The sequence below is a fragment of the Rhizobium rosettiformans genome (assembly GCF_016806065.1).
In the GTDB taxonomy this organism is placed as follows: Bacteria; Pseudomonadota; Alphaproteobacteria; order Rhizobiales; family Rhizobiaceae; genus Allorhizobium.
In genome coordinates, this window is sequence record NZ_CP032405.1 from 1,097,559 (window position 1) to 1,123,114 (window position 25,556).

General features: G+C 62.0%; 22 protein-coding genes. 17 read left to right on the top strand and 5 right to left on the bottom strand.

Features of this window, described 5'->3' with window-relative positions:
• Positions 1-137 precede the first annotated feature (137 nt).
• From D4A92_RS05245 to D4A92_RS05260, 4 genes are all read left to right on the top strand, one after another.
• Positions 138-1,124, top strand: coding sequence for an ABC transporter substrate-binding protein (locus tag D4A92_RS05245; protein ID WP_203018572.1), 987 nt, complete (start codon positions 138-140; stop codon positions 1,122-1,124).
• Positions 1,125-1,224: 100 nt separating this feature from the next.
• On the top strand, positions 1,225-2,778 hold the full coding sequence (locus tag D4A92_RS05250; RefSeq protein ID WP_203018574.1) for a sugar ABC transporter ATP-binding protein: 1,554 nt from the start codon (positions 1,225-1,227) through the stop codon (positions 2,776-2,778).
• A gap of 50 nt (positions 2,779-2,828) precedes the next feature.
• The gene (locus D4A92_RS05255; protein ID WP_054150306.1) at positions 2,829-3,800 is read left to right on the top strand and encodes an ABC transporter permease; all 972 of its coding nucleotides are present in this window, start codon (positions 2,829-2,831) and stop codon (positions 3,798-3,800) included.
• A 76-nt stretch (positions 3,801-3,876) separates the two neighbouring features.
• Entirely contained in the window at positions 3,877-4,893 is a 1,017-nt protein-coding gene (locus D4A92_RS05260) for a zinc-binding alcohol dehydrogenase family protein (RefSeq protein ID WP_203018576.1), read from the top strand.
• Positions 4,894-4,955: 62 nt separating this feature from the next.
• On the opposite strand, the gene D4A92_RS05265 is transcribed toward D4A92_RS05260, so the two are convergent.
• Both D4A92_RS05265 and D4A92_RS05270 read right to left on the bottom strand, forming a co-directional pair.
• Complete coding sequence (locus tag D4A92_RS05265) at positions 4,956-5,564, bottom strand: alpha/beta hydrolase (RefSeq protein WP_203018578.1); 609 nt, start codon at positions 5,562-5,564, stop codon at positions 4,956-4,958.
• A gap of 55 nt (positions 5,565-5,619) precedes the next feature.
• Entirely contained in the window at positions 5,620-6,549 is a 930-nt protein-coding gene (locus tag D4A92_RS05270) for a ring-cleaving dioxygenase (protein WP_203018580.1), read from the bottom strand.
• A 123-nt stretch (positions 6,550-6,672) separates the two neighbouring features.
• Here D4A92_RS05270 and D4A92_RS05275 point away from each other — a divergent pair, with 123 nt between their 5' ends.
• Positions 6,673-7,584, top strand: a complete 912-nt coding sequence (locus D4A92_RS05275) for a LysR family transcriptional regulator (RefSeq protein ID WP_203018581.1) — start codon at positions 6,673-6,675, stop codon at positions 7,582-7,584.
• A gap of 6 nt (positions 7,585-7,590) precedes the next feature.
• On the opposite strand, the gene D4A92_RS05280 is transcribed toward D4A92_RS05275, so the two are convergent.
• Positions 7,591-8,277 (bottom strand): type 1 glutamine amidotransferase, encoded by a 687-nt coding sequence (locus D4A92_RS05280; protein ID WP_203018583.1) that lies wholly within the window; start codon positions 8,275-8,277, stop codon positions 7,591-7,593.
• Positions 8,278-8,434: 157 nt separating this feature from the next.
• On the opposite strand from D4A92_RS05280, the gene D4A92_RS05285 reads away from it, so the two are divergent.
• Positions 8,435-9,112 (top strand): GntR family transcriptional regulator, encoded by a 678-nt coding sequence (locus tag D4A92_RS05285; protein WP_203018585.1) that lies wholly within the window; start codon positions 8,435-8,437, stop codon positions 9,110-9,112.
• A 30-nt stretch (positions 9,113-9,142) separates the two neighbouring features.
• Here D4A92_RS05285 and D4A92_RS05290 read toward each other — a convergent pair whose 3' ends face one another.
• Entirely contained in the window at positions 9,143-11,848 is a 2,706-nt protein-coding gene (locus D4A92_RS05290; RefSeq protein WP_203018587.1) for a cation-transporting P-type ATPase, read from the bottom strand.
• Positions 11,849-12,237: 389 nt separating this feature from the next.
• Between D4A92_RS05290 and D4A92_RS05295 the strand changes: the two genes are divergently transcribed.
• The gene (locus D4A92_RS05295) at positions 12,238-16,485 is read left to right on the top strand and encodes a hypothetical protein (RefSeq protein ID WP_203018588.1); all 4,248 of its coding nucleotides are present in this window, start codon (positions 12,238-12,240) and stop codon (positions 16,483-16,485) included.
• A gap of 39 nt (positions 16,486-16,524) precedes the next feature.
• Here D4A92_RS05295 and phnF read toward each other — a convergent pair whose 3' ends face one another.
• Entirely contained in the window at positions 16,525-17,244 is a 720-nt protein-coding gene (phnF, locus tag D4A92_RS05300) for a phosphonate metabolism transcriptional regulator PhnF (protein ID WP_203018590.1), read from the bottom strand.
• A gap of 103 nt (positions 17,245-17,347) precedes the next feature.
• On the opposite strand from phnF, the gene phnG reads away from it, so the two are divergent.
• The 10 genes from phnG to phnE all read left to right on the top strand — a co-directional run bounded on the left by phnG (position 17,348) and on the right by phnE (position 25,550).
• Complete coding sequence (gene phnG / locus D4A92_RS05305) at positions 17,348-17,818, top strand: phosphonate C-P lyase system protein PhnG (RefSeq protein ID WP_203018591.1); 471 nt, start codon at positions 17,348-17,350, stop codon at positions 17,816-17,818.
• Positions 17,818-18,426, top strand: a complete 609-nt coding sequence (phnH, locus tag D4A92_RS05310) for a phosphonate C-P lyase system protein PhnH (protein WP_203018592.1) — start codon at positions 17,818-17,820, stop codon at positions 18,424-18,426. Before phnG ends, phnH begins: the two co-directional genes overlap by 1 nt.
• Before the next feature lie 3 nt (positions 18,427-18,429).
• Positions 18,430-19,536, top strand: a complete 1,107-nt coding sequence (locus tag D4A92_RS05315; protein ID WP_203018593.1) for a carbon-phosphorus lyase complex subunit PhnI — start codon at positions 18,430-18,432, stop codon at positions 19,534-19,536.
• The gene (locus tag D4A92_RS05320) at positions 19,533-20,426 is read left to right on the top strand and encodes an alpha-D-ribose 1-methylphosphonate 5-phosphate C-P-lyase PhnJ (RefSeq protein WP_203018594.1); all 894 of its coding nucleotides are present in this window, start codon (positions 19,533-19,535) and stop codon (positions 20,424-20,426) included. Before D4A92_RS05315 ends, D4A92_RS05320 begins: the two co-directional genes overlap by 4 nt.
• On the top strand, positions 20,423-21,199 hold the full coding sequence (gene phnK, locus D4A92_RS05325) for a phosphonate C-P lyase system protein PhnK (protein ID WP_203018595.1): 777 nt from the start codon (positions 20,423-20,425) through the stop codon (positions 21,197-21,199). The genes D4A92_RS05320 and phnK overlap by 4 nt, the downstream gene beginning before the upstream one ends.
• Positions 21,200-21,223: 24 nt before the next feature.
• Positions 21,224-21,931: a phosphonate C-P lyase system protein PhnL gene (phnL, locus tag D4A92_RS05330; protein ID WP_203018596.1), complete on the top strand. Its 708-nt coding sequence runs from the start codon at positions 21,224-21,226 to the stop codon at positions 21,929-21,931.
• Positions 21,928-22,542 (top strand): DapH/DapD/GlmU-related protein, encoded by a 615-nt coding sequence (locus D4A92_RS05335; RefSeq protein WP_203018597.1) that lies wholly within the window; start codon positions 21,928-21,930, stop codon positions 22,540-22,542. The genes phnL and D4A92_RS05335 overlap by 4 nt, the downstream gene beginning before the upstream one ends.
• A 121-nt stretch (positions 22,543-22,663) precedes the next feature.
• A complete protein-coding gene (gene phnC, locus D4A92_RS05340; protein ID WP_203018598.1) occupies positions 22,664-23,521 on the top strand; it encodes a phosphonate ABC transporter ATP-binding protein in 858 nt (285 codons plus the stop codon).
• A gap of 78 nt (positions 23,522-23,599) precedes the next feature.
• Positions 23,600-24,505 (top strand): phosphonate ABC transporter substrate-binding protein, encoded by a 906-nt coding sequence (phnD, locus tag D4A92_RS05345; protein WP_203018599.1) that lies wholly within the window; start codon positions 23,600-23,602, stop codon positions 24,503-24,505.
• A gap of 82 nt (positions 24,506-24,587) precedes the next feature.
• Entirely contained in the window at positions 24,588-25,550 is a 963-nt protein-coding gene (phnE, locus tag D4A92_RS05350; protein WP_203018600.1) for a phosphonate ABC transporter, permease protein PhnE, read from the top strand.
• Positions 25,551-25,556 lie beyond the last annotated feature (6 nt).

A 25,556-nucleotide genomic window follows, 5' to 3' on the forward strand; every position in this document is an offset into this window, starting at 1 on the left:
TTTTGCCAGCTTGCAATCTCCAGAATGCTGGAGTAGCGTGCCTCGATAAAATGTTTTTTATCGATAAAGATCGTTCTGGTTGCGTACTGCGGCACGATCTCACCGGAGGAACAGGACGCGTTGAGAGGAGAACCCAAATGACCATTCTGAAGAGCATGACTCGCCGCGCCCTGATGGGGATCGCCGGCGCTGCAATGATGACGTCGATGATGCCGGCCACGTCCTTTGCACAGGACGTGACCATTCCGATCATCGTCAAGGACACCACGTCCTTCTACTGGCAGATCGTGCTCGCCGGCGCCCGCCAGGCCGGCAAGGACCTCGGCGTCAACGTGCCTGAACTCGGCGCTCAGTCCGAATCCGACATCAACGGCCAGATCAGCATTCTTGAGAACGCCGTTGCTGGAAGCCCCGCAGCTGTCGTCATCTCGCCGACCGAGTTCAAGGCCCTCGGCAAGCCGATCGACGAAGCCGCCAAGTCTGTTCCGATCATCGGTATCGACTCCGGCGCGGACTCCCAGGCCTTCACATCGTTCCTCACCACCGACAATGTCCAGGGTGGCCGCATCGCCGCTGACGGCCTCGCAGCCGCCATCAAGGAAGCGACGGGCAAGGAAGAGGGCGAAGTCGCCATCATCACCAGCCTGCCGGGCGTCGGTTCGCTCGACCAGCGCCGCGAAGGCTTCCTCGACCAGATGAAGACGAAGTATCCGGGCATCACCGTGGTGGTCGACCGCTTTGCCGATGGTCAGGCGACGACCGGCCTCAACATGATGACCGACCTGATCACCGCCAACCCGAACATCGTTGGCGTCTTCGCCTCGAACCTGATCATGGCGCAGGGCGTCGGCCAGGCGATCGCTGAAAACAAGCTCGGCGACAAGATCAAGGTCATCGGCTTCGATAGCGATGAAAAGACCGTCGGCTTCCTCAAGGAAGGCGTTCTCGCCGGCCTCGTCGTCCAGGATCCGTACCGCATGGGCTATGACGGCGTGAAGACCGCGCTCGCAGTTTCCAAGGGCGAGAAGGTCGAAACCTTCGTCGATACCGGTGCAAACCTCGTCACTCAGGCCAACATGACCGAGCCGAAAATGGATGCCCTTCTGAACCCGAAGGTCAACTGATCGAGATTTCGGCACGCGCGGCCCATGTCGCGCGTGCCGAACCGGAAAGGGCGGGCGCGGGAGGCGCCGGCCGCTTTCCCTGCTCTACGGGAGGAATGACATGACTTCGCTGCACGATCTGAGCCACCGGCACGACGACCAGCCGGAACTGCTGGAAACCGACCATATCCCGCCGGGAACGCCAATCCTCGAGCTCGTCGGATTGCAGAAGAAGTATGGGGCCGTCGAGGCTTTGAAGCCCGCGACAGTCACCTTTCTTGCCGGTGAAATCCACGCCATTGTCGGCGAAAACGGTGCTGGCAAATCCACCCTCATCAAGCTCCTGACCGGCGTCATTCCGCGCACGTCGGGCGAGATCCGTTGGTGCGGCAAGCCGGTCGCGCTCGCGACCCCGAACGAGGCGATCCAGCGCGGCATCAATGCGGTGCATCAGGAAGTCGTTCTCTGCTCGCATCTCTCGGTCGCCGCCAACATGTTCCTCGGCGACGAGATGTCCTCCGGCGGCATCATGCGAAAGCGTGCCATGACCACGGCTGCGCAGAATGTGCTCGACGATCTCGGCTTCAATCTGCCCGCCGGCGAAATCCTCGGCAACCTGACGATCGGTCAACAGCAGCTGATCGCCACCGCCAAAGCCGCCATGCGCGGTATCCGTTTTATAATCTTCGACGAACCGACGGCCTATCTGACCCGCCAGGAATCCGCCCAGCTCTTCCGCCTCATCCGCCGCCTGCAGTCGGAAGGTGTGACGATCGTCTATATCAGCCACCGCATGGAAGAGGTCTTCGAACTCGCGGACCGCGTCTCGGTCCTGCGCGACGGCACCCATGTCGGCACCCGCCTGATCGGCGAGACCAATGACGCTGAACTCATTTCGCTGATGATCAACCGCTCGATCGAGCAGATCTACCACAAGGAAAAGCTGCCGATCGGTGCCACCATCCTCGAAGCGAAGGGACTTTCCGGTCCGGGCTTCTCGGATGTCTCGCTTTCGGTCCGCTCGGGCGAAATCGTCGGCCTCTACGGCCTCATCGGCGCCGGCCGCAGCGAATTTGCACTCGGCCTCTATGGCCGTCACAAACTGACCGCCGGCGAAATCTTCTGGGACGGCAAGAAGGTCGTCATAGACACCGAGCGCAAGGCCATGGATCTCGGCATCGCCTTGGCACCCGAAAGCCGCCGTGACCAGGGCCTCTGCCTCAACCTGCCGATAGGCCTCAACATCAACCTGCCGGTTTTCGGACGTCTGAGCCGGGGGCTGACCATCAGCCCGAAACTGGAAGCCGGCAATGCCGACAAGCAGATCAACGACCTGAAGATCAAGACCCCCACCCGTGCGGTGCTTGCCTCGGCCATGTCCGGCGGCAACCAGCAGAAGATCGTGATCGGCAAGTGGCTGAGCCACGGCGCCCGCCTCTTCATTTTCGATGAACCGACCGTCGGCGTCGACGTCGGCACGAAGGCGGAAATCTATCGCCTCTTCGCAGAACTGCTGAAGCAGGGTGCAGGCATCATCCTGATCTCGTCCTATCTGCCCGAGGTCTACGAACTGGCCGACCGACTGCATGTCTTCCGTCAGGGGAAACTGGTGGCGAGCCATGACTATCGAACCGCATCGCATGAAGACGTGCTGACCGAGGCGATCGGCGTCTGAGACGAGATCCCCGCAAACACCGATATGAAAAGACGACTGGGAGGACAAAGATGAGCACCGACACCACCGAGACCAAGGTCGCACCGAAGAGGGGCATGAGCATCCTCTTCAGCCTCACGCTGCTCGGCCTCCTGCTCTTCCTGTGGCTGCTCCTTGGCTTTGCCACCAACAGCTTCTGGACGCCCAACAACATCAGCAATTTGCTGCGTCAGGGCTCGATGACGGCAATTCTCGCCGTCGGTCAGACCTTCGTCATCATCACCGCCGGCATCGATCTCTCGGTCGGCGCAGTCGTCGGTTTTGCCAGCGTCATTCTGGCCTGGCTGCTGGCCGCAGGCCTGCCGGTCTGGCTGGCGATCATCCTCACCCTCCTGATGGGCGTGGCAATCGGCAGCTTCCACGCCTTCGGCATCGTACGCATGGGTCTTCCCGCCTTTATCATCACGCTCGCAACCCTCACCTCGCTGCGTGGCATCGGCCTCCTGATCACTAATGGCTCGACCATCTCGATCTCGAACGAGGCTTTCACCAACTTCGCGCGCGCCGACTTCCTCGGTGTACCCAGCCTCTTCTGGATGGTCATTGTGGTCGCGGTGCCGGCCTATATCTTCCTGCACCTGAGCCGCTGGGGCCGCTATCTCTTCGCGGTCGGTTCGAACAGCGAAGCGGCCCGCCTCTCCGGCGTCAACGTCAACCGCACGATCTACATGGCCTATATCCTGTCCTCGACCTGTGCGGCCTTCGTCGGCATCCTGCTCGCCTCGCGCATCGGGATAGGTAACGCCACCCAGGCCGAAGGCTGGGAACTGCAGGCAATCGCCTCCTCGGTCATCGGCGGCACCAGCCTCTTCGGCGCGGTCGGCTCGGTCCAGGGTCCGCTGCTCGGCGCCTTCATTCTGGCGACGATCAACAACGGCGCCAACCTGATGAACGTCAACTCCTTCTGGCAGCGCATTATCACCGGCGCCCTGATCATCCTGATCGTCTATTTCGACCAGCTGCGCCGCCGCGGCAGCCGCTGAGAATTTCCCAAGGTGGGGGTGCCGCGAATGGCATCCCCTTTTTTTTCTTCGAACCGGGCAGCCGAAAGGAATAAGCATGAAGGCCGCATTGTGTGTCGAACCAGGCCGTCTTGAGATCGTCGATCGCGATCCGGCACCGAGCCCGAAATCCGGCGAGGCCCGTATCGCCATCAGCCATGTGGGCATCTGCGGTACCGACTATCATATCTTCGAAGGCAAGCACCCCTTCCTCGAATATCCGCGCGTCATGGGCCACGAGATCTCGGCAACCGTCGTGGAGGCGGGTGAGGGCGTAGACTTGGGCCTCGGCACAAAGGTCATCGTCAATCCCTATATCGCCTGCGGCACCTGCATCGCCTGCCGCAAGGACAAGCCCAACTGCTGCACGAATATTCGCGTGCTCGGCGTGCATACCGATGGGGCAATGTGCGAGGAAATCACGGTCCCCGCCGTCAACCTGTATCCCGCCGACGATCTTTCGCCAGAAGCTGCCGCCACCGTCGAATTTCTGGCCATAGGCGCCCATGCGGTCCGCCGCTCGTTGACACCTTCGGGTTCGAGGGCCCTGGTGATCGGCGCCGGCCCGATCGGGCTTGGCACGGCGATCTTCGCCCGCATTGCCGGACATGACGTGACCCTGCTCGACACCAGCAGCGAGCGCCTCTCCATGGCAGCGGACCGCCTCGGCTTCACTTCGGGTCTCATCGCGGACAATCATCTGGAAGCGGCTGTTGCCGAATTGACCAGAGGAGACGGCTTCGATGTCGTCTTCGACGCCACCGGCTATCGCCCCTCGATGGAACGCGCCTTCCGCTTTGTCGCCCATGGCGGCAGCCTCGTCCTCGTCAGCGTCGTGAAGGAGGACATCACCTTCTCCGACCCGGAATTCCACAAGCGCGAGATGACCCTGATCGGCAGCCGCAACGCGACCCGCGTCGATTTCGATCACGTCCGCAAGTCAATCGCGGATGGCCTCGTGCCGATCGACCAGCTGATCACGCATCGGACGACCCTCACAGATCTCGCAACGGATCTACCGCGCTGGGCAAGAGAGAAATCCGGACTGATCAAGGCCCTCATCCGGATTGGTTGAAGTCCGAAACGCAAGAGGCCCGCGGTACTGCCACGGGCCTCTTGCATTCGGTCTATCTGACATCAGGCCTTCTGCAGGTAAGCTGCAATGGCATCGACCTCGCCCTGCGAGACCTCATGACCGCCCTGATGCAGGAATGTCTCGACCTGAGCACCTTGCGCCTCGAAATAAGCCGTCAGCCGCTCGGTCAGCGGCAGAGGGCAAATCGGATCACGCTGACCGGCAGTCACGAGCACCGCAACATCCGAAAGTCCCGGCTGTGCCGACGGATCGAACGGGATCAACGGATGCATCAGGATCACGCGGTCGAAGAGGTCGGGAGCTTCGAACAGAACTGAAGCCAGAATGTTGGCGCCATTCGAGTAACCGAGCCCGTAAATCGGCCGATCCGGGTTCGTCTCCTTGTGAGCGCGGATGAAACCCGCCATCTGGACCGTCCTCTCTGCGAGATCGGCCATGTCATAGACACCTTCGCCGGTGCGCTTGAAGAAGCGTGCTGCTCCGTATTCCGAGACGTCACCGCGCGGCGAGACGATACCCGCCTCGGGTAGGATCCGATTCACCAACCCCGGAAACTGATGTTCGTCTCCGCCGGTCCCATGGAAGGTGAAGACCAGCGGTGCGGCACCCTGCGGTGCCTGGTAGAAGTGGATATAGCTATCGATTGCCATGATGCTTTCCTCCGCAAGAGGGACGACGCTGTCAGGCATCGTCCCTTCTGTGCGATTAGTCTTGGATCGGGGGCAGATGGGCTTCGATCTGCGAGCGATACTGCTGGTAGCGGGTCGGCAGCTTCAGCGCCTCGCCGAGGTGAGCGGTGTCTTCGTCGCGGTTGAAGCCGGGTTCGTTCGTGGCGATTTCGAACAGCACACCACCCGGCGTGCGGAAGTAGATCGCCCAGAAGTAGTCACGGTCTATGACAGGCGTCACCTGATAACCCGTGTCGAGCAGCGCCTTGCGCACCTCGAGTTGGGCGGCGCGGTCTTCAACGGCGAAGGCAACATGGTGGACCGAACCTGCACCCTGCTGGGCATGCGATGCACCCGGCAGCACTTCGAGATCGATAAAGTCGGCACCATTGCCGCCGGGGACTGCGTAGCGAACGAAGTCACCCTGTTTATCGACCGGCTGATAGCCCATGAACTTCAGCAGTTCACCCGTGGCACCTTCGTCGCGAAGCCGCATGGTGACGCCCCGGAAGCCATGAATGCCTTCCGAGACCGCAACTGGGCCGGCAAACGGCACGCGATTGTCGCCATCGACTTCGGCCAGCGCGAAACCATCCCCATCGGGACCCGCAAAACGCAGGCGGTCCTCGCCGAAGAGCGAATAGGAGCCGAGCTCCTTCACGCCTTCCTTCTGCAGGCGTTCCTGCCAAAAGCCGAGCGTGCCCTTCGGCACGGAGAAGACGGTCTCCGAAACTTCACCGGTGCCGCGACCACCCTTGCCCATATTGGCAAAGGGAAAATAGGTCATGACCGATCCTGCATTGCCGACTTCGTCGCCGTAATAGAGGTGATAGACATCGGGAGCGTCGAAATTGACAGTCTTCTTGACGCGGCGAAGGCCAAGCGTCTTGGTGAAGAAATCGTTGTTTTCCTGGGCATCCGCAGCCATCGAGGTAACGTGATGCAGGCCTTTGATCTGGGTAAGCATGGCTCTGATCCTTTCCCGGCACGTCCGCCGGTCTTGTTCTGTTGAACCGAATATGGGCCATGACTTTACCCAAGAGAATAGCGATAATATCGCGAATATTATTACGCTTGGAGCAATAATCTCATGGGTGAACTCGAAGCCATCCGGACCTTTCTCACCGTTGCCGAACAGAGCAGCTTCAGCGCCGCCGCCCGTCGTCTCGGTATGACGCCGGCATCCGTTACGCGCACTGTGTCCGGATTGGAGGAGGAACTCGGCGTTCAGCTGCTCCTGCGGACCACGAGAAAGGTCTCCCTGACCTCGGCGGGCGCCGCCTATGCTGCACGCGTCGCACCGCTGGTTCAGGGCCTTGCTCGCGCAACGGAGGAAACCCGGGATCTGCAGAAGGTTACGGCGGGCTCGCTACGCGTCTCGGCCCCGATGTCGCTCGGCATGAAAGTCCTGCCGACCGTCCTGTCGCAATTTTCCATCATCCACCCTCGCACGAGTGTGGCGATCGAGCTGTCAGACCGTTTCGTCGACATTCTGCAGGAAAACTATGATCTCGCGATCCGCATCTCCGGCCCGCCGACGGACAAGTCGACGATCTGGCGCAAAATCCGGCCAGTCCCGAGGGTTTTGGTCGCCTCGCCCTCGTTCCTGGCCCGCAACGGCATCCCGAAGGTGCCGGAAGACCTGACGACGCTCGAATGCCTGAGCTATCACGACCAGTCGAAGACCGAGACTTGGGAACTCAGCCGGCCCGGACAGAGCCGCATCGTTGAAGCCAAAGGACGTTTTTCGATCAACAACGGCGACTTCCTCGGTCGGCTTGCCGTCGCGGGAGAGGGGATCGCCCTCCTGCCGCGGTTCATTGTCGAGGAAGATCTTGCCGCCGGCCGTCTGGTCGAGGTGCTTCCGGGCTGGAGCACGCCGGAAATCTGGCTGACGCTCTTCTATCCCCCTTACGAGCAGCTGCCGCTCAGGGTCGCGACCTTCTCGGATTTCTTCGAAGCCTTCATCAGGGAAAGCTGGGATGCCGGTGCACCAACCTGAGACGCGTCAGCGATCGCGCGCCAGGAATTCGCCGATTTCTTTGGCGATCCGGTCGGTCGCGATCGGGGCCTCGACCTTCTTGACCTTCTCGAACAAGGTCTCAGGGATGGCAGCCTTGCGTGCCTCCGCCAGCCCCTCGAAGAAGCGCGGCGAAAACTCCGGATGCGGCTGGTAGGAGAGACCCCAGTCGCCGTAGCGGATGACGGCGTTCTCGCAGGTGTCGGTCTTGCCGACGACTTCAGCTCCTTCGGGCACCTTGATCACCTGATCCTGATGCCAGGCGAGCAGAACCTGCTCTTCGCCCGTATCGGAGCGCTTGTAGGTCACAGGCCCGGCAGACCAGCCACCCTTGAACTTCTCGACCTCGCCGCCGAGAGCCTTGGCCATTACCTGGTGCCCGAAGCAGATCCCGACCATCGGCACCTTCGCCGCATGCACCTGCCGAATGAAGTCCTCGAGCTTGCGGATCCACTCATGGTCCTCGTAGACGCCGAACTTGGAGCCGGTCAGCAGCCACCCGTCGACTTCCGTCGGGCTCGCCGGAAACTCGCCGTCGACGACGAAGTAGCGCTTGAACGAGAAGTCGAAATCGCCCAGCAGCGCGGCAAACATATCGGCATAATTGCCATACTCGCTTGTGAGTTCGGCGGGCGAGTGACCCGTGACGAGAATGCCGATGGTCTTGGCGGTCATGTGGGCTTCCTGAAATAGGCGAAAAGAGCAACGCGGGGGCCTTGCACTCGGTCCATCTATACCAAATGCTAGTTTGATCAAATTTCAAGAGGGCGCACGGCTATTCCGCACGCCCTGACAACGATAGCGACGAAAAGGCGGGATCTCGATCTGACCCATGGCACTTGAAGAGGGCAAGGCGGAAAAATCGTTGAAGCAGCGGGTCTACCGGACCTTGCGCAATCGTGTGATGTCCGGCGCGGTGGCTCCCGGCCTGCCGATCACCATCAACGGTGTCGCCGAAGATCTGGCCGTCAGTGCCATGCCGGTCCGCGAAGCCCTGCACCGGTTGGTCGCCGATGGTGCGCTCGAATATCTCGACAACCGCCGCGTGCGCGTACCGGAAATGACGCTCTCCAAATTCGAGGAAATCATTGCGGCCCGCATCGCGCTCGAGACACTCGCAGCGACCAGGGCCCTGCCGCATATCGACGCCGAGCGCCTTGAACGCCTGCAGGTGATCGACACCGCGATTGACGAGGCCTATGCAGCGAATGATCTGCTGCAATCGACCGAACTCAACTTCCTTTTCCATCGTACGCTTTACGAGCCCGGAGCGAGTGGCGTCCTTCTCGATCTGATGGAGTCTGTCTGGTTGCGCCTCGGCCCGTTCATGCGCCTGGCCACGGCCAAACTGGAAGAAAGCTATCGAATCGACCGACATGCCGAGGCCCTCGACGCGATCCGGGCCAGGGATGCAGTCGCGCTTTCGGCAGCTATCGAAGCAGACATTCAGGATGGGGTCGGTCACCTCGGGCGGCACTTCCTGAGGGAAGCAACCGTTGCCGCCCGATGACTTGTGGCGCATGGTGCCTAGGGAGCTGCGTCAGCCCCGATTGCGGAATGCCAAACGCATCTGCTTTTCGATTTCCACGAGAGCAAAGAACACCGCACCGATCCCGACGATCAGCAATCCGTCCTGCAAGGGAACGCTCTGCGTCCCGAACAGGGATTGCATGAAGGGCAGATAGGTGACCGCAAACTGGGCAGCGGTGACTGAGATTACGCAGATCCAGACGACCTTGGTCCCGCGCACGGCCTGCCACGTGAGCGATGTGCCGTAGATGTTGCGGATGAAAAAGACATTGAAGATTTCCATGACGACCAGGGTATTCATCGCCATCGTCCGTGCGAGTTCGATCGGATAGCCCCTGTCCAACGCGTAGAGGAATATTCCGAAAACCGCAGCGGCAAAAAGCACTGAGACGAGCAGGACATTCCAGATGAGGTCGGCGGTCAGCAGCGCCTCCTCCCGGCGGCGCGGCGGTCGCCGCATGGTGCCCTCTTCCGACGGCTCGAAGGCAAGCGCCAATCCGAGCGTGATCGCCGTGACCAGGTTGACCCAGAGAATCTGGATGGCCGTGACCGGGAGCGCCAGGCCGACAAAGAGCGCGATGATGATCGTCGCCGCCTCGCCCGCGTTGGTCGGCAGAGTCCAGCTGATCACTTTCTTGATGTTGTCGTAGACGGTACGCCCCTCGCGCACGGCAGCGGCGATGGAAGCAAAGTTGTCGTCCGCCAGAACCAGGTCGGCGGCTTCCTTCGCCGCTTCGCTGCCCTTCACACCCATTGCGATCCCTGCATCGGCCCGCTTGAGGGCCGGCGCATCGTTGACACCGTCACCGGTCATCGCGACGGTCAATCCCTGGGATTGGAGTGCGGTAACCAGCCGCAACTTGTGCGCTGGCGAGGTCCGGGCAAAGATGTTGGTCTCGGCAGCGGCAAGTGATAGCGTGGCATCATCCATGCGGTCGAGATCCGCTCCGGTGAGCACCCGGTTGGTGTTCTTCAATCCGATCATTCCGGCGATCGCCCGGGCGGTCGCGGCATGGTCGCCGGTGATCATCTTCACTCGGATGCCCGCCTGATGGCAGTCGGCCACAGCGACAATCGCTTCCGGACGAGGCGGATCGATCAGGCCCACCAGGCCGATCAGCGTCAGCGTGCCGGGAAGGTCGGCCTGTACAAGATGGGCGCCGCCACTTGGCGGATCACCAACAGCAACGGCAAGCACGCGCTGCCCTTCAGCAGCAAGGACCTCGACCATGTTTTCCCAGTAGGGCGCGTCGAGTGCTGCCGACGAACCATCCGGCATGCGTTGGGTGGCGCAAAGATCGAGAACGGCCTCTGGCGCACCCTTCACATGGATATGCTTCTTGTTTTCGTCGTCGACATGAAGGACGGCCATGTAGCGATGCGCGGCATCGAAGGGGATGGCATCGATCCGCCGCCAACCTGCGGTGAAGGGATCGCTGCCGCCCCCGGTGATCTTGCCCGCCAGCGCCATCAAGGCTCCTTCCATGGGGTCGCCTTCCACCCGCCAGGCGCCATCAGCCGAATGCAGCACAGCGTCGTTGCAGAGCCCGGCTGCGCGCGCGAATTCGGAGAGAACAGCGTGGTCTTGCGGATTAACATCGGCGTCATTCCAGCGGACGGCACCTTCCGGTGCATAGCCTTCTCCATCAACGGCATAAACATGGCGCGCCGCCACGAGGCTTGCCACGACCATTTCATTGCGCGTCAGCGTACCGGTCTTGTCGGTGCAGATCACGGACACCGAACCCAGCGTCTCGATCGCTGGCAGCCGTCGAACGATCGCATTGCGTCCAGCCATCGCCTGGACACCAACGGCAAGTGTGATCGTCATGACCGCTGGGAGACCTTCCGGGATCGCTGCGACGGCGAGACCGACAATGGTCATGAACAGTTCATCGAAAGGCAGATGCCCGACAACCAGCCCGTAGGCGAGCAGCAAGCCGGATATGATGAGGATGAAGAGGGTCAGCCAGCGCGCAAAGACATCCATCTGCCGAACGAGCGGCGTCGAGAGAGACTCCACCGCCTCCAGCATCCCGCTGATCTTGCCGATTTCCGTTGCCATGCCGGTTGCAACCACCACACCCTTGCCCGTCCCCGTGGCAACCAGCGTTCCGCTGAACAGCATGGAACTGCGATCCCCGAGAACGGCATCAACCGAGACGGCTTCGTGGGTCTTGTCGACAGGCACCGATTCACCCGTCAGGGCCGCCTCCTCGACCTTCAGGCTTCGCGCTTCCAGCAGTCGCAGATCAGCGGGAACGCGATCTCCAGCCTCGACCAGCACGATGTCTCCTGGCACGAGATCGGCGGCATCAACGGAAGTCCGGCGGCCGTCGCGCAGCACCGCAGCGTGCGGCGCCAGCATGACCCTGATTGCATTCATCGCATCTTCGGCACGACCTTCCTGCAGATAGCCTACGACGGCATTGCCAAAGACGACCGCGAGGATGACGCCCGTATCAATCCAGTGCTGCATGAAGCCTGTGACCGCTGCGGAAGCCAGCAGGACGTAAATCAACACATTGTGGAACTGCGACAGGAAGCGGACGATGGGGCTGCGCTTGGGCGCTGCAGGAAGGCGATTGGCGCCATGAACCTCAAGCCTCCTTGTGGCCTCCTCTGTCACAAGCCCCGCGACATCGGTCTCCATCGAATGGAGCACATCCTGGGGCGGCAACGCATGCGGCATCAAATCCATTGTTCTGTCGGTCATCCCAGTCCTCTGCGCATTTCCATTTGAATCAGGCCGGCTGAAAAATGGCCTCGGCAGCCCTTGCGGGCACTGCATCGCTGCAGTCGGCGGGAGAATGTCGCCCTGATGGGCCCGTCACCTTGATCTATGACAATTTTGGAGATGCCGGCCGCAGCTTCGTGGCTCGAATTGCCCTTCGACGAGAACCAACCGGGAGGTGTGGAAGCACAGGCTCAGGCAAGCCTTGCATCTTAAAAGCAGGTCGTCCTGCGCGATGTCTTGAAACCCGCGGGGCAAGACTTTGTGCCGGAAGGTGTTGAAAAGGTTGAGACGCATTGCCTCGATCGGCGGTATGCCAACCGGCGGAACACTTTTGAGCACATTCGTTTCAGAACAAGAGGCCGATAGCGATGACGTCGATTTCCCTGCTCAGCCCAGCCCAGATCCGGGCGCTCCCCAACTCGACGGTTAGCTCCTGGTCAGACGACGAAATCAGCCAGCTTTCGAGCACGCAGGTCAGCGCCCTGACGTCGTCACAGATTTCGGCGCTGCAGACGGAAGCCGTCGCAGGCCTGTCGACGTCGCAATTGAGGGCAATCGCTCCCCGTTCGATCACCGGCCTGACGCTGGACCAGATCACCGCTCTATCGACCGAAGATGTTTCAAGTCTGGTCGTCTCACAGATCGCCGCGATGTCGGCAAGCCAGCTTGGCGGCCTGTCTTCCGAGCAGTCCGAAGCCTTGACACCGGCACAGGTCGCCCGATTGACTGCAACGCAATTGAGCGCCTTCAGCGCCGAAGATCTCGCGACGTTTTCGCCGGAAGATATCGCCGCGATCAACACGGCTGCCTTGAGAGGACAATCTCCCGAAAGACTGGCGGGGCTGAGCACCACTCAGATCGCGGCCTTGAAGCCAAACCAGATCGCGACGCTCACGCCGACCCAGATTGCAGCGCTCACACCCCAACAGCTCGGTGCCTTTTCGAACCAGCAGATGGCAGCCCTGAGTGCAACCCAGGTTGCCGCTCTGACGGCCGACCAGCTGGGCGCCCTCTCCACGACACAATTCGCGGCCATTTCGCCGCGCGCGATCGTGGGCCTCTCGACCACTCAGATTGCAACGCTTGGCAATGAAAAGGTCGGTGCGCTCACCGCCGCGCAGATGGCAACGCTTACATCGAAGCAACTGCCGGCCTTCACCACCGAACAAGTGGCCAACTTCTCGATGAGCCAGATTGCGGCGATCAATCCGCGCGCCATGTCGGGTCTTTCGGCCGATCAGATCGCGGCTTTGTCACCGCAGCAGATGGCGAGCCTCACTGGTACGCAAATCGCGGCCCTGAGCCGCACGCAGATGGCCGCCTTCAGCGGTGACCAGTTATCGGCACTCACCACAACCCAGATCAGAGCACTGAGCGCGACGCAGATCGCGGCCATACCGCCAGCGACGGTCGCAGGCTTTGGCGCAACCCAGATCGCAGCTCTCACACCGAAGGCTGTCGCCGGACTGAATGCCGAGCAACTCGCGGCCATGAGCGTCGATCAGCTCAAGGGGCTCAGCACCTCTCAGGTCGCGGCCATGACCGCAACCCAGATCGGAAACCTGTCGGGCGATCAGATCGCCGGCCTTTCGAACGCTCAGATCGGTGCAATGAGTGCCTCTGCCGTCACGGGCCTCACACCGTCGCAGATCTCCGCGCTCACTCCCGGTCAGATCGGAGCGATGTCGAGCACGCAGATCTCGGCCCTGAAGACCACACAGGTCGCGGCCTTCACGGCAGACCAGATCACGGGGTTGACCCCGACACAGATCCGCGGACTGACCGGCCCACAGATCGCCGCCATGTCCGAGAACTTTGTCACGGGCTTCTCCGAGGAACAGATCGCGGCCTTGAGCGCGCGCGCCATCGCTGGCCTGACGGCCGATCAGATTGGCGCACTGTCAATGGATCAACTGGATGCATTGAGCAACACCCAGATCGGCGCGCTGAATGCCACTCAGATCGCAGCGATGCCGCAAGAGGCAATCGCAGCGATGAGCCCGGCAAAGATTGCGGCGATCAGCGCGAAGGCGATCACCGGTTTGACGTCGGAAAATCTGGCATCGCTTGCGCCGAACCAGATCGCAGCCTTGACCACCACCCAGATCAGAGGCCTCAAGGCCGACCAGATCTCCGGTCTGACGGCGTTCCAGACCGAAGCGATGACCAACAGTCAGATCAGCGCATTGTCGGCGGCGCAGCTGTCGGCTCTGTCGGTCAACGCGGTAAAGGCGTGGTCGCCCTCCCAGATCGGCGCCATCTCTTCTGCTTCGATCAGTGGACTGACCACCGATCAGCTCACGGCTCTGAATGACAATCAGATCGACAGTCTGACTGCCGCACAGATTGCCAGGATGAACGGCGCGCAGATCGGTTCGCTGTCTGAGCAGCAGCTGGCGACCTTCCTTCCGGCCGAAATCGCGGCTATTTCGCCCAGCGCCATCTCATCCATATCGCCCGACAAGATTGATGGACTGAGCCTCGAGCAGATCGCAAGGCTGACCACGGCGCAGATCGCGGCGATGAAGAGCGAACAGCTCGTGGCCTTCACGCCCACGCAGCTGGCCTCGTTGAGCTCCAGCCAGTTGCAGGCAGTAACCTCCGCCCAGATCGCAGCGCTCTCTCCGAGCAACATTGCATCGCTGTCACGGGAGCAGATTGCCAGCCTCTCTGCACGCAGCATCGCCTCTCTGAGCACGGAACAGATCGCCGCCATGTCCGCCGATCAGATCGATGCCATGACGGCCACCCAGATCGCGGGCCTCACGGCAAGCCAGCTCGACGCGATGCGCAAGGCTGATATTCTCGCCTTCCTGCCGGCAGAAATCGCGGCCATTAACACCAGTGCCTTGAGCAGCCTCGACGCAGAGACCATCGCAGCACTCAACATTGACCAGATTGCAGCCATGACCCCGGCACAGCTGGGCGCCCTGAGCAGGGACCAAGTCGCGGCGCTTACGCCAACGCAGCTCGATGCCATGAGCGCGAAACAACTGGCAGGCTTTGGTGCAACGCAGGCAACGGCGCTGACGACGGCCGCGCTGGGAGCCTTGACCCCGGAACAGATTGCCGGCCTGAGCACGGCCGCGATTGCCGCGCTCTCGACGACCCAGATTGCGGCCCTGTCGACAAACCAGATCGAAGCCCTGACCACCGCACAGATGGGCGCATTGACGGCCGCACAAGTGGCCGCCCTGACACCGACCCAGCTGAACAACCTGCCCACGGCAAAACTGGCGGCGATCAGCCCAACCGCCATTGCCGGACTGACGACCCAGCAGATCGCGGGCCTCGGTTCGGACCAGATTAGTGCCTTGACCGCTACGCAGATCGCGGCGTTGACCCCGGAACAGGTCGGCGCGATGACGCCCCAGCAGGTCACACTTCTGTCGAACACCCAGATCGGAGCCTTGGGCGCCACCCAGGTCGCCGCCTTGTCGAACGACGCCCTGGCCACACTGACAAGCGAAAGGATCGCGGCTCTCACTGCCAAGGCGATCCCTGGCCTGACGGCGACCCAGATCGCCTCCATGTCGACAACGCAGATCGACAGTCTGAGCCAGACCCAGATTGCCGCTCTCACCTCGACGCAGATCGGAGCACTTTCGTCGGCGCAGCTGGCAACCTTCTCCAATGCCGAACTCGCCGCGATCGCTCCTGCAGCGATTCCCGGACTGTCGGCCGGAAATATCGCTGGCCTGAGCCAGGAGCAGATCGGCGTCCTCACGGCCGCCCAAGTCGGCGCCTTGACCTTCGATCAATTGAACGCCCTGCGTCCGGATCAGCTGGGCGTGATGAACGCTACCCAGATCGGAGCTCTGACCGCGACCCAGCTTGCATCGCTGTCGGCAGGGACCATTTCCGGTCTGTCAGCGACCCAGATCGCGGCCATTTCGACCAAGGCCATCCCCGGTTTGAGCACGGCCCAGATCGCGACACTGACCCCAAGCCAGATCGATGCGATGACATCGGCCCAGTTCGGCGCCCTGAGTGCGACCCAACTGTCGGCCTTCAGCCCAGCAGCGCTGGAAACGCTCACCTCTGCCGACATTGCAGCACTCTCGCCAAGCGCTGTGGGCGGACTCTCGCCCACGGTCTTCGCCACGCTGCAGCCAGAGCAGATCGCGTCCCTGACAACAGGTCAGGTGGCAGCGCTGAGCTATCACCAGCTTCGAGCGATGACCCAGGATCAGGTCGGCGCCATGACGCCGGCACAAATCGGGGCGATGAACGCCGTGCAGCTGGCAACACTGGGAACAGACAGGGTCGGCTGGCTGAGGACGGATCAGATCGCGGCCATCGATCCCAAGGCCATTGGCGGTTTGAGCGTGACCCAGGTCAGCGGCCTCACGGCCGCCCAGGCGGAAGCCCTGACGCCGTCTCAGGTCGCAGGTCTCAGTTCGGCGCAGCTGACGGCGCTTGGCGCAAACAACCTGCGGACCTTCTCGACCGAGGATCTGGCAGCCATCAGTCAGCAGGCGATCCCCGGGCTGACAGTCAGCCAGATTTCCAACATGACGTCGGCGCAGCTTCAGGCGATCACGGCGACTCAGTCCAACTACCTGAGCCCGGACCAGATTGCCGCCGTCCTCGCGGCCTACCAGTCGGCTGGATGATGAAAGTCTGGATGAGGTCGGCCAGCGGTCGGCCTCAGCTCAGTTTCGAATCGTGAACTGCACACGATCTGCCGGGAAACGGGTTACCGCATACTGGATCGGACGGGCTGCCGGATCGGTATTCAGCGCCCGGGTCACCAGCACGATGGCACCCGGCGTCAATTCGAGATGAACGACGTCATCAGGCTCTGCGTGGACGGCTGAGATCTCGGTGACCTCACGGACGTAGTCGTCAACTCCACAGCGCGTAAGCGCGCGGGTAATCGAACCCGTTTCGGCAAATGCCGTGTCGATGCCAGCAAACCGCTCTGCCGGAAACCACATGGTTGAGCGTGAGACGGCACGACCATCGGCCTTTCTGATGCCATCGAGCCTCAGGACCTCTTCGCCTGGATTGAGTTTCAGGCGCTTGGCGAGATCGGCGGAGGCAATTTCGCGAGCGGACGACAGCAAGATCCCCTTGAGATCCCGCGCCTGCTCGCCAATGCCTTCGCTGAAGCGGGTACGCCTCCCGATCGGAAAGTCGAACTTGTCGCGCTGGGTAATCATCGTGCCGCGCCCCTGGGCCGCCCGCACGATGCCCTCCTGAGCAAGCGCCGCAAGCGCGGCACGCACGGTATGCCGGTTCACCCCGAACTCTTCGGCCAGCGCCGTCTCCGCCGGAACCATGCCCGTCTTGTCATAGAGACCTGCAAGAATATTGGCGCGGATCCGATCGGAAATCTGGCGCCAGAGGGCGACCCCCTTCTGTCTCTGCATCACGGAAATACCGGCTCCCTGTCACAAGCTTGTCACGACCGCAGGTTACTCATACAGTAACTTGTATGGTTGTCTATATTACTAGACATTTCGAGGACTGACAATGGAAAAAGCCACGCAAATCAATCCCGGCGCTCAGACCGACAGAAAGCGGATCGTCGATCTGCTTGCGCGGGCCACGCCTGCCGAACTCGAAGACGCCATGTCCGCCTTCGACCCGGTTCCGGCCTACACCGCCCTTCGCGGTCCGGAGACCGGTCTCGTCATGGTCAAGGGCCGCATCGGCGGCGGCGGTGCACCCTTCAATCTCGGTGAAGCGACCGTCAGTCGCGCAAGCATCCGTCTCTCGGACGGCCGCATCGGCCATGGCTACAGGCTCGGAACGGACCGCAAGTCCGCAAAGCTTTCTGCCGTTCTCGATGCTGTGGCGCAGGATGAAGCAGCCGGCGCATTGCTCGAAACACGCCTCCTGACACCGCTCGAAGCACGCCTCGCGGCGGAAGCTAAGAAGCTCGAGACCGAAACGGCCGCCACGAAGGTCGATTTCTTCACCATGGTTCGCGGAGAAGACTGATGCTCGAAGTGACTGAAAGCCTCGACGGCGGTTTCCCGGATGCCGTTACCCATGCCCAGACTGTCTTCCGCAGCGTGATGGACGCCATGGCCCGCCCCGGCAGCATCGGCCTCGTCGATGTGCCCGTCGCACCACCCGCACCGCTTGGCATCGCGGCAGGCGCCCTGCTGCTGACACTCTGCGACCACGACACGCCGATCTGGGTCACGCCTGTTCTCGCCAAATCCGCCCTTTCAGGCTGGATCGGCTTCCACACCGGCGCCAGCCTGACGTCGACAAAGACCGATGCCAAATTCGCCTTCGTTGAAGCAGGCGCGCCGGTCCCATCGCTGACACAATTTGCGCTGGGAACCCAGGAATACCCTGATCGTTCGACGACGCTGGTCGTCGAGGTCGCGTCGCTCGAAGGCGGCCAGCCTCTGCAACTGTCAGGCCCCGGAATTCGCGACACCGCCATCATCGCTCCGAAAGGTCTGCCCGCAACCTTGCTGCGCCAATGGGCCGATAATCGCGCCCTGTTCCCGCGCGGCATCGACCTGGTGCTGACGGCAGGTCGACGCTTCATCGCGCTGCCGCGCACGACCAAGATCCGCGAGATGGAGGCCTGAGCCATGTATGTAGCCGTCAAGGGTGGCGAAAAGGCCATCGCCAACGCCCACAAGCTGCTTGCCGACCGCCGCCGTGGTGACAGGTCGCTGCCGTCGGTGACGATCGATCAGATCGTGGCCCAGCTCGGTCTCGCCGTCGACCGTGTCATGGCCGAGGCCTCGCTCTACGATTGCACGCTCGCAGCCCTCGCCCTCAAGCAATCGCGCGGCGATATGATCGAAGCGATCTTCCTGCTGCGCGCCTACCGCACCACATTGCCACGCTTCGGCACGTCCCGTCCGATCGAAACGGGCCGGATGCGCGTCGAGCGTCGCGTCTCCGCCACCTATAAGGATCTGCCCGGCGGACAGCTGCTCGGCCCCACCTTCGACTATACCCATCGTCTCCTCGATCCCTCGCTGCTCGATGACGAGACGGTGGATATGGGCGAGCAGCGCGAGGAAGGCCTGGAGCATGTCATGCGGGTCTCGGACATTCTCGACGGTGAAGGCCTGATCGAGCCGGATGGCGAAATGCCCGAGGATCACATCGCCGGCGACATCACCCGCGAGCCGATGGAATTTCCGATGGCCCGCGACCTTCGGCTGCAGGCACTGGCCCGCGGCGACGAGGGCTTTCTGCTGGCCCTCGGCTATTCGACCCAGCGCGGTTATGGCCGCTCTCATCCCTTCGTCGGCGAAATCCGCATGGGCCTCGTGGAGATCGAATTCGACGTGCCGGAACTCGGCTTCGCCGTCTCGCTCGGCGAAATCCGCGTCACCGAATGCCAGATGGTCAACCAGTTCAAGGGCTCGGCCAAGGCCCCGCCGCAGTTCACCCGCGGCTATGGCCTCGTCTTCGGTCAGAGCGAACGCAAGGCCATGTCCATGTCGCTTGTCGACCGGGCACTGCGCACGCAGGAATTCGGCGAGGATGTCGTGGCACCTGCCCAGGACGAGGAATTCGTAATCTCCCATTGCGACAACGTCCAGGCGACCGGTTTCGTCGAACATCTGAAGCTGCCGCACTACGTCGATTTCCAGGCCGAACTGGATCTCGTCCGCCGCATGCGGGCAAAGCACGACGCCAACAAGACAGATCCGACCGACCTGAAGGAGGCCGCAGAATGAGCGCGCCGGCAACCGAACTCGCCACCTACAATTTCGCCTATCTGGACGAACAGACCAAGCGCATGATCCGCCGCGCGATCCTGAAGGCAATCGCCATCCCCGGCTATCAGGTCCCCTTCGCCTCGCGCGAAATGCCGATGCCCTATGGCTGGGGCACGGGCGGCGTGCAGGTCACCGCCTCGATCATCGGTCATGACGACACGCTGAAGGTCATCGACCAGGGCGCCGACGACACGACCAATGCCGTGTCTATCCGCGCCTTCTTCCAGAAGGTCGCAAACGTAGCCGTCACCACCAAGACCAGCGAAGCGACGATCATCCAGACCCGCCACCGCATTCCGGAAGAGATGCTGAGGGAAGGCCAGGTTTTGGTTTACCAGGTGCCGATCCCGGAACCGCTGCGTTTCCTGGAGCCGCGCGAGACCGAGACGCGCAAGATGCATGCACTCGAAGAATACGGCCTTATGCATGTGAAGCTCTACGAAGACATCGCCAGGCACGGCCGCATCGCCACGACCTATGCCTATCCGGTGAAGGTCGAGGGCCGCTACGTGATGGACCCCTCGCCGACGCCAAAATTCGACAATCCGAAGATGCACATGTCGGAGGCGCTTCAGCTCTTCGGCGCCGGCCGCGAGAAACGGATCTATGCGGTCCCGCCCTTCACTGAAGTCGTCAGCCTCGACTTCGAGGACCACCCCTTCGAGATCCAGACCTTCGACAAGCCCTGCGCGCTCTGCGGCGCCCACAACGTCTATCTCGACGAGGTCGTGCTCGACGACAAGGGCGGCCGGATGTTCGTCTGCTCCGATACCGATCACTGCGAGACGCGCCAGGCCGATGGCCATGTCGGCGAAATGCTCGCCCAGCAAAAGGAGGCCGCCGAATGAGCGACCAGCCGCTTCTGAAAGTTCGCAACCTCTCCAAGTTCTACGGCAGCCGGATCGGCTGCTCCAACGTCTCCTTCGACCTCTGGCCGGGTGAAGTGCTCGCCATCGTCGGCGAAAGCGGCTCGGGCAAAACGACGCTTCTGAACTGCCTCTCGACCCGGCTGATGCCGACGACCGGCAGCGTCGACTACCACATGCGCGATGGCCAGTACCGCGAGCTCTACCATATGGGCGAGGCCGAGCGCCGCTTCCTGATGCGCACCGACTGGGGTTTCGTGCACCAGAACCCGGCTGACGGCCTGCGCATGACGGTCTCTGCCGGCGCCAATGTCGGTGAACGTCTGATGGCCGTCGGCGATCGCCACTATGGCCGCATCCGCCAGACGGCGAGCGAATGGCTGGAGCGCGTCGAGATCTCGACCGATCGTATCGACGACCAGCCGCGCGCCTTCTCCGGCGGCATGCGCCAGCGTCTGCAGATTGCGCGCAATCTCGTCACCGGCCCGCGTCTGGTCTTTATGGACGAACCGACCGGCGGCCTCGACGTCTCGGTCCAGGCCCGCCTCCTCGATCTTGTCCGCGGCCTCGTCAACGACCTCGGCCTCTCGGCCATCGTCGTCACCCACGACCTTGCAGTCGCCCGCCTACTCTCGCACCGAATGATGGTGATGAAGGACGGCCATGTCATCGAGCAAGGCCTGACCGACCGCGTCCTCGACGATCCGCGCGAACCCTATACCCAGCTGCTCGTATCCTCGATCCTTCAGGTCTGACGGACGTCGCGAAAGGAAAACACCATGCCGACCCCGCTCATCGTTTCGGAAGTCGCGAAAAGCTTCACCATGCATTTGCGCGGTGGCCTCGTCCTGCCCGTCGTGGCCAATGTCTCTTTCTCCGTCGCAGCAGGGGAATGCGTCGTGCTCGGCGGCCCCTCGGGCATCGGCAAGAGCTCGATCCTGAAGATGCTCTACGGCAATTACGCCGTCGACCAGGGCCAGATCCTCGTCAACCACGGCGGCCGCATCGTCGACATCGCCTCGGCCGATCCCCGCACGGTGCTTGAAGTCCGCCGCGGCACGCTGGGTTATGTTAGCCAGTTCCTGCGCACCGTCCCGCGCGTCTCGACACTCGACGTAGTCGCCGAACCGCTCGTCGCACGCGGTGTGCAGGCAGACGAAGCACGCGAACGGGCGAGTGAACTCTTAAGCCGGCTAAACTTGCCGCGCGATCTCTGGCAACTGCCGCCCTCCACCTTCTCGGGTGGCGAGCAGCAGCGCGTCAACATCGCCCGTGGCTTCATCACCGACCACGCCGTGCTGTTGCTCGATGAGCCGACCGCCTCGCTCGACGCAGCCAACCGCGCAGTCGTGGTCTCGATGATCCGCGCCAAGAAGGAAGCCGGTGTAGCCCTGCTCGGCATCTTCCATGACGAGGAAGTGCGCGAAGCCGTCGCAGACCGCATTCTCGACGTCATGCAGTTTTCGCCGCGAAAGGTCGCGGCATGACAAAAAAACTCGGTACTACGCCTCTGGTCCACGAGACGGCGCGGGTCGTCAATTCGACACTCGGACGCTACACGGAAGTCGCCGATCGATGCCGCCTCGATGAAGTCGAGCTGGGTGATTATTCCTACATCATGCAGGATGGCTCTGTCTGGTGCGCGACGATCGGCAAATTTGCCAACATCGCAGCCGCCGTCCGCATCAACGCCACCAATCACCCGACCTGGCGCCCGACACTGCACCACTTCACCTATCGCGCGGCGGACTACTTTGACGGCGCCGACAACGACCACGACTTCTTTGCCTGGCGTCGCGACAATCGCGTCGTGATCGGCAACGATGTCTGGATCGGCCACGGCGCGACAGTGCTGCCGGGGGTGACCGTCGGTGACGGTGCGGTGATTGGCGCCGGCGCCGTGGTCTCCCGCAACGTCGAGCCCTACACTATCGTCGGCGGTGTGCCGGCCAAACTCATTCGCGAGCGATTTCCACGTCCGGTGGCAGAACGCATGCAGGCGCTCGCCTGGTGGGACTGGGATCACGACCGGCTCTTCGCAGCACTCGACGATTTTCGTCACCTGGAGGCAGAAGAATTCGTCCAGAAGTACGCCTAAGCCAAATAACTTCAATGGCTTGGATGATTTAACAAATCCGACACAAAACTGACATTGGCGCTTCACGGGTCCCCGCTAATGCATGTCCAGCACCGCAATCAATGACGGCGAAGGAAAGACGATGCGCTTCAGGCTGGACAACCTCACTCGCCAGTTCGGGACCAACAAGGCCGTGGATTCCGTGACCCTGGAAATCCCCGCAGGCCAGATGGTCGGCGTCATCGGTCGCTCAGGCGCCGGCAAGTCGACGCTTCTGCGCATGATCAACCGCCTCGTCGATCCGACCTCCGGCAGCATCCGCTTCGGCGATCTCGAGATCTCCAATCTGCATGGCACGGCGCTGCGCAACTGGCAGCGCGACTGCGCCATGATCTTCCAGCAGTTCAACCTGGTCCCACGCCTCGACGTACTGACCAACGTTCTGCTTGGCCGGCTGAACCATCGCTCGACAGCCCTTTCGATCCTCAACGTCTTCTCTCGCGAAGAGCGCCTGATGGCGATCGCAGCCCTCGAGCGGCTCGGCATCGAGCAGACCGCCCTCCAGGCCGCTGGCACGCTTTCGGGTGGCCAGCAGCAGCGCGTGGCGATTGCCCGTGCGCTCATGCAGTCGCCTAAGATGATCCTTGCCGACGAGCCGATCGCCTCGCTCGATCCCCTGAACGCCAAGATCGTCATGGACGCGCTGCGCGACATTAACGAGCGCGAAGGCATCACCGTCATGACCAACCTGCACACGCTCGATACGGCCCGCAATTACTGCGAGCGCATCATCGGCATGGCACGTGGCCGTGTGGTCTTCGACGGCACACCGGCCGAACTGACGGCGGAAGCCGTGCACGAGATCTACGGCGCCGACCAGTATGGCGCCGGCATCGATGAAACGATGACCTCGACGAGCATCACCATCGCGCATCAGGACAACGAACAGCGCAAGATTCCATCCGCTGGCCTGCGCCCTCTCGCCGTTGCCGAGGCCTGAGCCACGAAGATCGCTGGCCCTGCGACAAGGGCGACACGTCAAGACATATCCTCATCCTACGAAACAGGAGATGAACTCATGTTGAAGAAGACCCTGCTCGCCACGGCGGCTCTCGTTGCCCTTGCTTCCGGCGTCCATGCCGAAGACCTCAAGGAATTCCGCATCGGCATCCTCGGCGGCGAAAACGAAGCCGACCGCCTGCGCAATTTCCAGTGCATGACCGAAAAGCTGCCGGCCGCTCTCGGCGTCGAAAAGGTCTCGCTCTTCCCGGCCGCCGATTATGACGGCGTTGTTCAGGGCCTTCTCGGCGGCACGCTCGATTACGCCGAACTCGGCGCTTCCGCCTACGCCAAGGTCTATCTTGCCAAGGCTGACGCCGTTGAGCCGATCCTGACCACCGTCCAGACCGACGGCTCCAGCGGCTACTATTCGATCATGGTTGCTCGCAAGGATTCGGGCATCTCCAAGATCGAAGACGTCAAGGGCAAGAAGCTCGGCTACGCCGATCCGGACTCGACCTCGGGCTACCTCGTTCCCCTCGTCACCCTGCCGGAAGCCCTCGGCGCTCCGGTTGATCAGGTTGTCGCCTCCACCGGTTTCGGCGGCGGCCACGAGAACCTCGTTCTCGAAGTCGTCAAGGGCACCTTCGACGTCGGCACCACCTGGGGTTCGGGCGTCGGTGATTTCAAGGATGGCTACACCTCCGGTAACCTGCGCAAGATGGTCGACAAGGGCGTCCTGAACATGGACGACCTCGTCGAAGTCTGGAAGTCCCCGCTGATCCCGAACGGACCGATCGTCGTCCGCACCTCGATGAACGAGGACATGAAGACGAAGTTCAAGCAGTTCATGGTCGATCTTCCGAAATCTGATCCGGACTGCTTCTCGGCGGTCCAGGGTGGCGATTTCTCGGGCTACACCGAAGTCAACGTCGACTTCTACAAGCCGATCATCGACGCCCGCAAGGCGACCATCGGCGGCTGATCGCTGACGGTACAAATGGGACCGCCGGTCGGGACACCGCCGGCGGTCTTTCCTTGAAGTCTTTTCCAGAGGATTTGCAGTGATGGCCATGACGGCGACACAGCCCACACTGAGCGAGCGCGGCGCAGTCGTCGAGCGCCATTGGCAGGAACTGGCGGCGAAAAGGCGCATCTATACCGGCCTTGGCGCCGTGATCCTGCTCCTCGCCGTGACCGGTTCACTCTGGTTCGCCAACGAGACCAATGCCGGCAAGTTCTTCGACCGGCTGCCCTACCTTTTTGACTTCGTGGGCGAACTCGTTCCCCGCGACGGTTGGGAGATCTGGCGGGCCCTGTTTGACCTGCCCTCCCCCTATGACGACGGCAGCTTGAAATACAATTATCCGGAGGGTCGGTTCTACATCACCGACAGCCTCTACATCCCCGAATACTTCCACAAGATGCTGGAGACGGTGAACATCGCGCTCCTGTCCACCGTGATCGCGATGATCTTCGGCTATGCGCTCGCCTTCCTTGCAGCCAAGAACACCATGCCGAGCGCCTGGATCCGCTGGCCGGTGCGCCGTTACATGGAGATCCTGCGCGCCTTTCCGGAAGTGGTCATCGCTGGCTTCTTCCTCGCAATCCTGTCGCTTGGTCCCATCCCCGCCATCATCGCGGTGACGATCCACACCATCGGCGCACTCGGCAAGATGTTCTTCGAAGTCATCGAGAATGCCGACATGCGACCGGATGAGGGCCTGCGGGCTGTCGGAGCCAACTGGTTCGAGCGCGTCTGGTTTGCCATCACGCCCCAGGTGATGCCGAATTTCATGAGCTACTTCCTGCTGCGTCTGGAGATCAACGTGCGCGCCTCCACGATCATCGGCGCCGTCGGCGGCGGCGGGATCGGCGAAGCCCTGCGCCTGTCGATCGGTCAGGGCCACGAAGCCAAGACGCTCGCCATCATCCTTCTGCTTTTGTCGACAGTCATCGCCGTCGACCAGTTCTCCGCATGGCTGCGCCGCAAGCTTGTCGGCGAGCAGTCTTTCCAGTCGGTCACGTGAGGTTTC

What these genes read in the sequence shown, in the direction of transcription:
- D4A92_RS05245 (WP_203018572.1), top strand. Translation starts at nt 138, where the DNA reads ATGACCATTCTGAAGAGCATGACTCGCCGCGCCCTGATGGGGATCGCC.
- D4A92_RS05250 (WP_203018574.1), top strand. Translation starts at nt 1,225, where the DNA reads ATGACTTCGCTGCACGATCTGAGCCACCGGCACGACGACCAGCCGGAA.
- D4A92_RS05255 (WP_054150306.1), top strand. Translation starts at nt 2,829, where the DNA reads ATGAGCACCGACACCACCGAGACCAAGGTCGCACCGAAGAGGGGCATG.
- D4A92_RS05260 (WP_203018576.1), top strand. Translation starts at nt 3,877, where the DNA reads ATGAAGGCCGCATTGTGTGTCGAACCAGGCCGTCTTGAGATCGTCGAT.
- D4A92_RS05265 (WP_203018578.1), bottom strand. Translation starts at nt 5,564, where the DNA reads ATGGCAATCGATAGCTATATCCACTTCTACCAGGCACCGCAGGGTGCC.
- D4A92_RS05270 (WP_203018580.1), bottom strand. Translation starts at nt 6,549, where the DNA reads ATGCTTACCCAGATCAAAGGCCTGCATCACGTTACCTCGATGGCTGCG.
- D4A92_RS05275 (WP_203018581.1), top strand. Translation starts at nt 6,673, where the DNA reads ATGGGTGAACTCGAAGCCATCCGGACCTTTCTCACCGTTGCCGAACAG.
- D4A92_RS05280 (WP_203018583.1), bottom strand. Translation starts at nt 8,277, where the DNA reads ATGACCGCCAAGACCATCGGCATTCTCGTCACGGGTCACTCGCCCGCC.
- D4A92_RS05285 (WP_203018585.1), top strand. Translation starts at nt 8,435, where the DNA reads ATGGCACTTGAAGAGGGCAAGGCGGAAAAATCGTTGAAGCAGCGGGTC.
- D4A92_RS05290 (WP_203018587.1), bottom strand. Translation starts at nt 11,848, where the DNA reads ATGACCGACAGAACAATGGATTTGATGCCGCATGCGTTGCCGCCCCAG.
- D4A92_RS05295 (WP_203018588.1), top strand. Translation starts at nt 12,238, where the DNA reads ATGACGTCGATTTCCCTGCTCAGCCCAGCCCAGATCCGGGCGCTCCCC.
- phnF (WP_203018590.1), bottom strand. Translation starts at nt 17,244, where the DNA reads ATGCAGAGACAGAAGGGGGTCGCCCTCTGGCGCCAGATTTCCGATCGG.
- phnG (WP_203018591.1), top strand. Translation starts at nt 17,348, where the DNA reads ATGGAAAAAGCCACGCAAATCAATCCCGGCGCTCAGACCGACAGAAAG.
- phnH (WP_203018592.1), top strand. Translation starts at nt 17,818, where the DNA reads ATGCTCGAAGTGACTGAAAGCCTCGACGGCGGTTTCCCGGATGCCGTT.
- D4A92_RS05315 (WP_203018593.1), top strand. Translation starts at nt 18,430, where the DNA reads ATGTATGTAGCCGTCAAGGGTGGCGAAAAGGCCATCGCCAACGCCCAC.
- D4A92_RS05320 (WP_203018594.1), top strand. Translation starts at nt 19,533, where the DNA reads ATGAGCGCGCCGGCAACCGAACTCGCCACCTACAATTTCGCCTATCTG.
- phnK (WP_203018595.1), top strand. Translation starts at nt 20,423, where the DNA reads ATGAGCGACCAGCCGCTTCTGAAAGTTCGCAACCTCTCCAAGTTCTAC.
- phnL (WP_203018596.1), top strand. Translation starts at nt 21,224, where the DNA reads ATGCCGACCCCGCTCATCGTTTCGGAAGTCGCGAAAAGCTTCACCATG.
- D4A92_RS05335 (WP_203018597.1), top strand. Translation starts at nt 21,928, where the DNA reads ATGACAAAAAAACTCGGTACTACGCCTCTGGTCCACGAGACGGCGCGG.
- phnC (WP_203018598.1), top strand. Translation starts at nt 22,664, where the DNA reads ATGCGCTTCAGGCTGGACAACCTCACTCGCCAGTTCGGGACCAACAAG.
- phnD (WP_203018599.1), top strand. Translation starts at nt 23,600, where the DNA reads ATGTTGAAGAAGACCCTGCTCGCCACGGCGGCTCTCGTTGCCCTTGCT.
- phnE (WP_203018600.1), top strand. Translation starts at nt 24,588, where the DNA reads ATGGCCATGACGGCGACACAGCCCACACTGAGCGAGCGCGGCGCAGTC.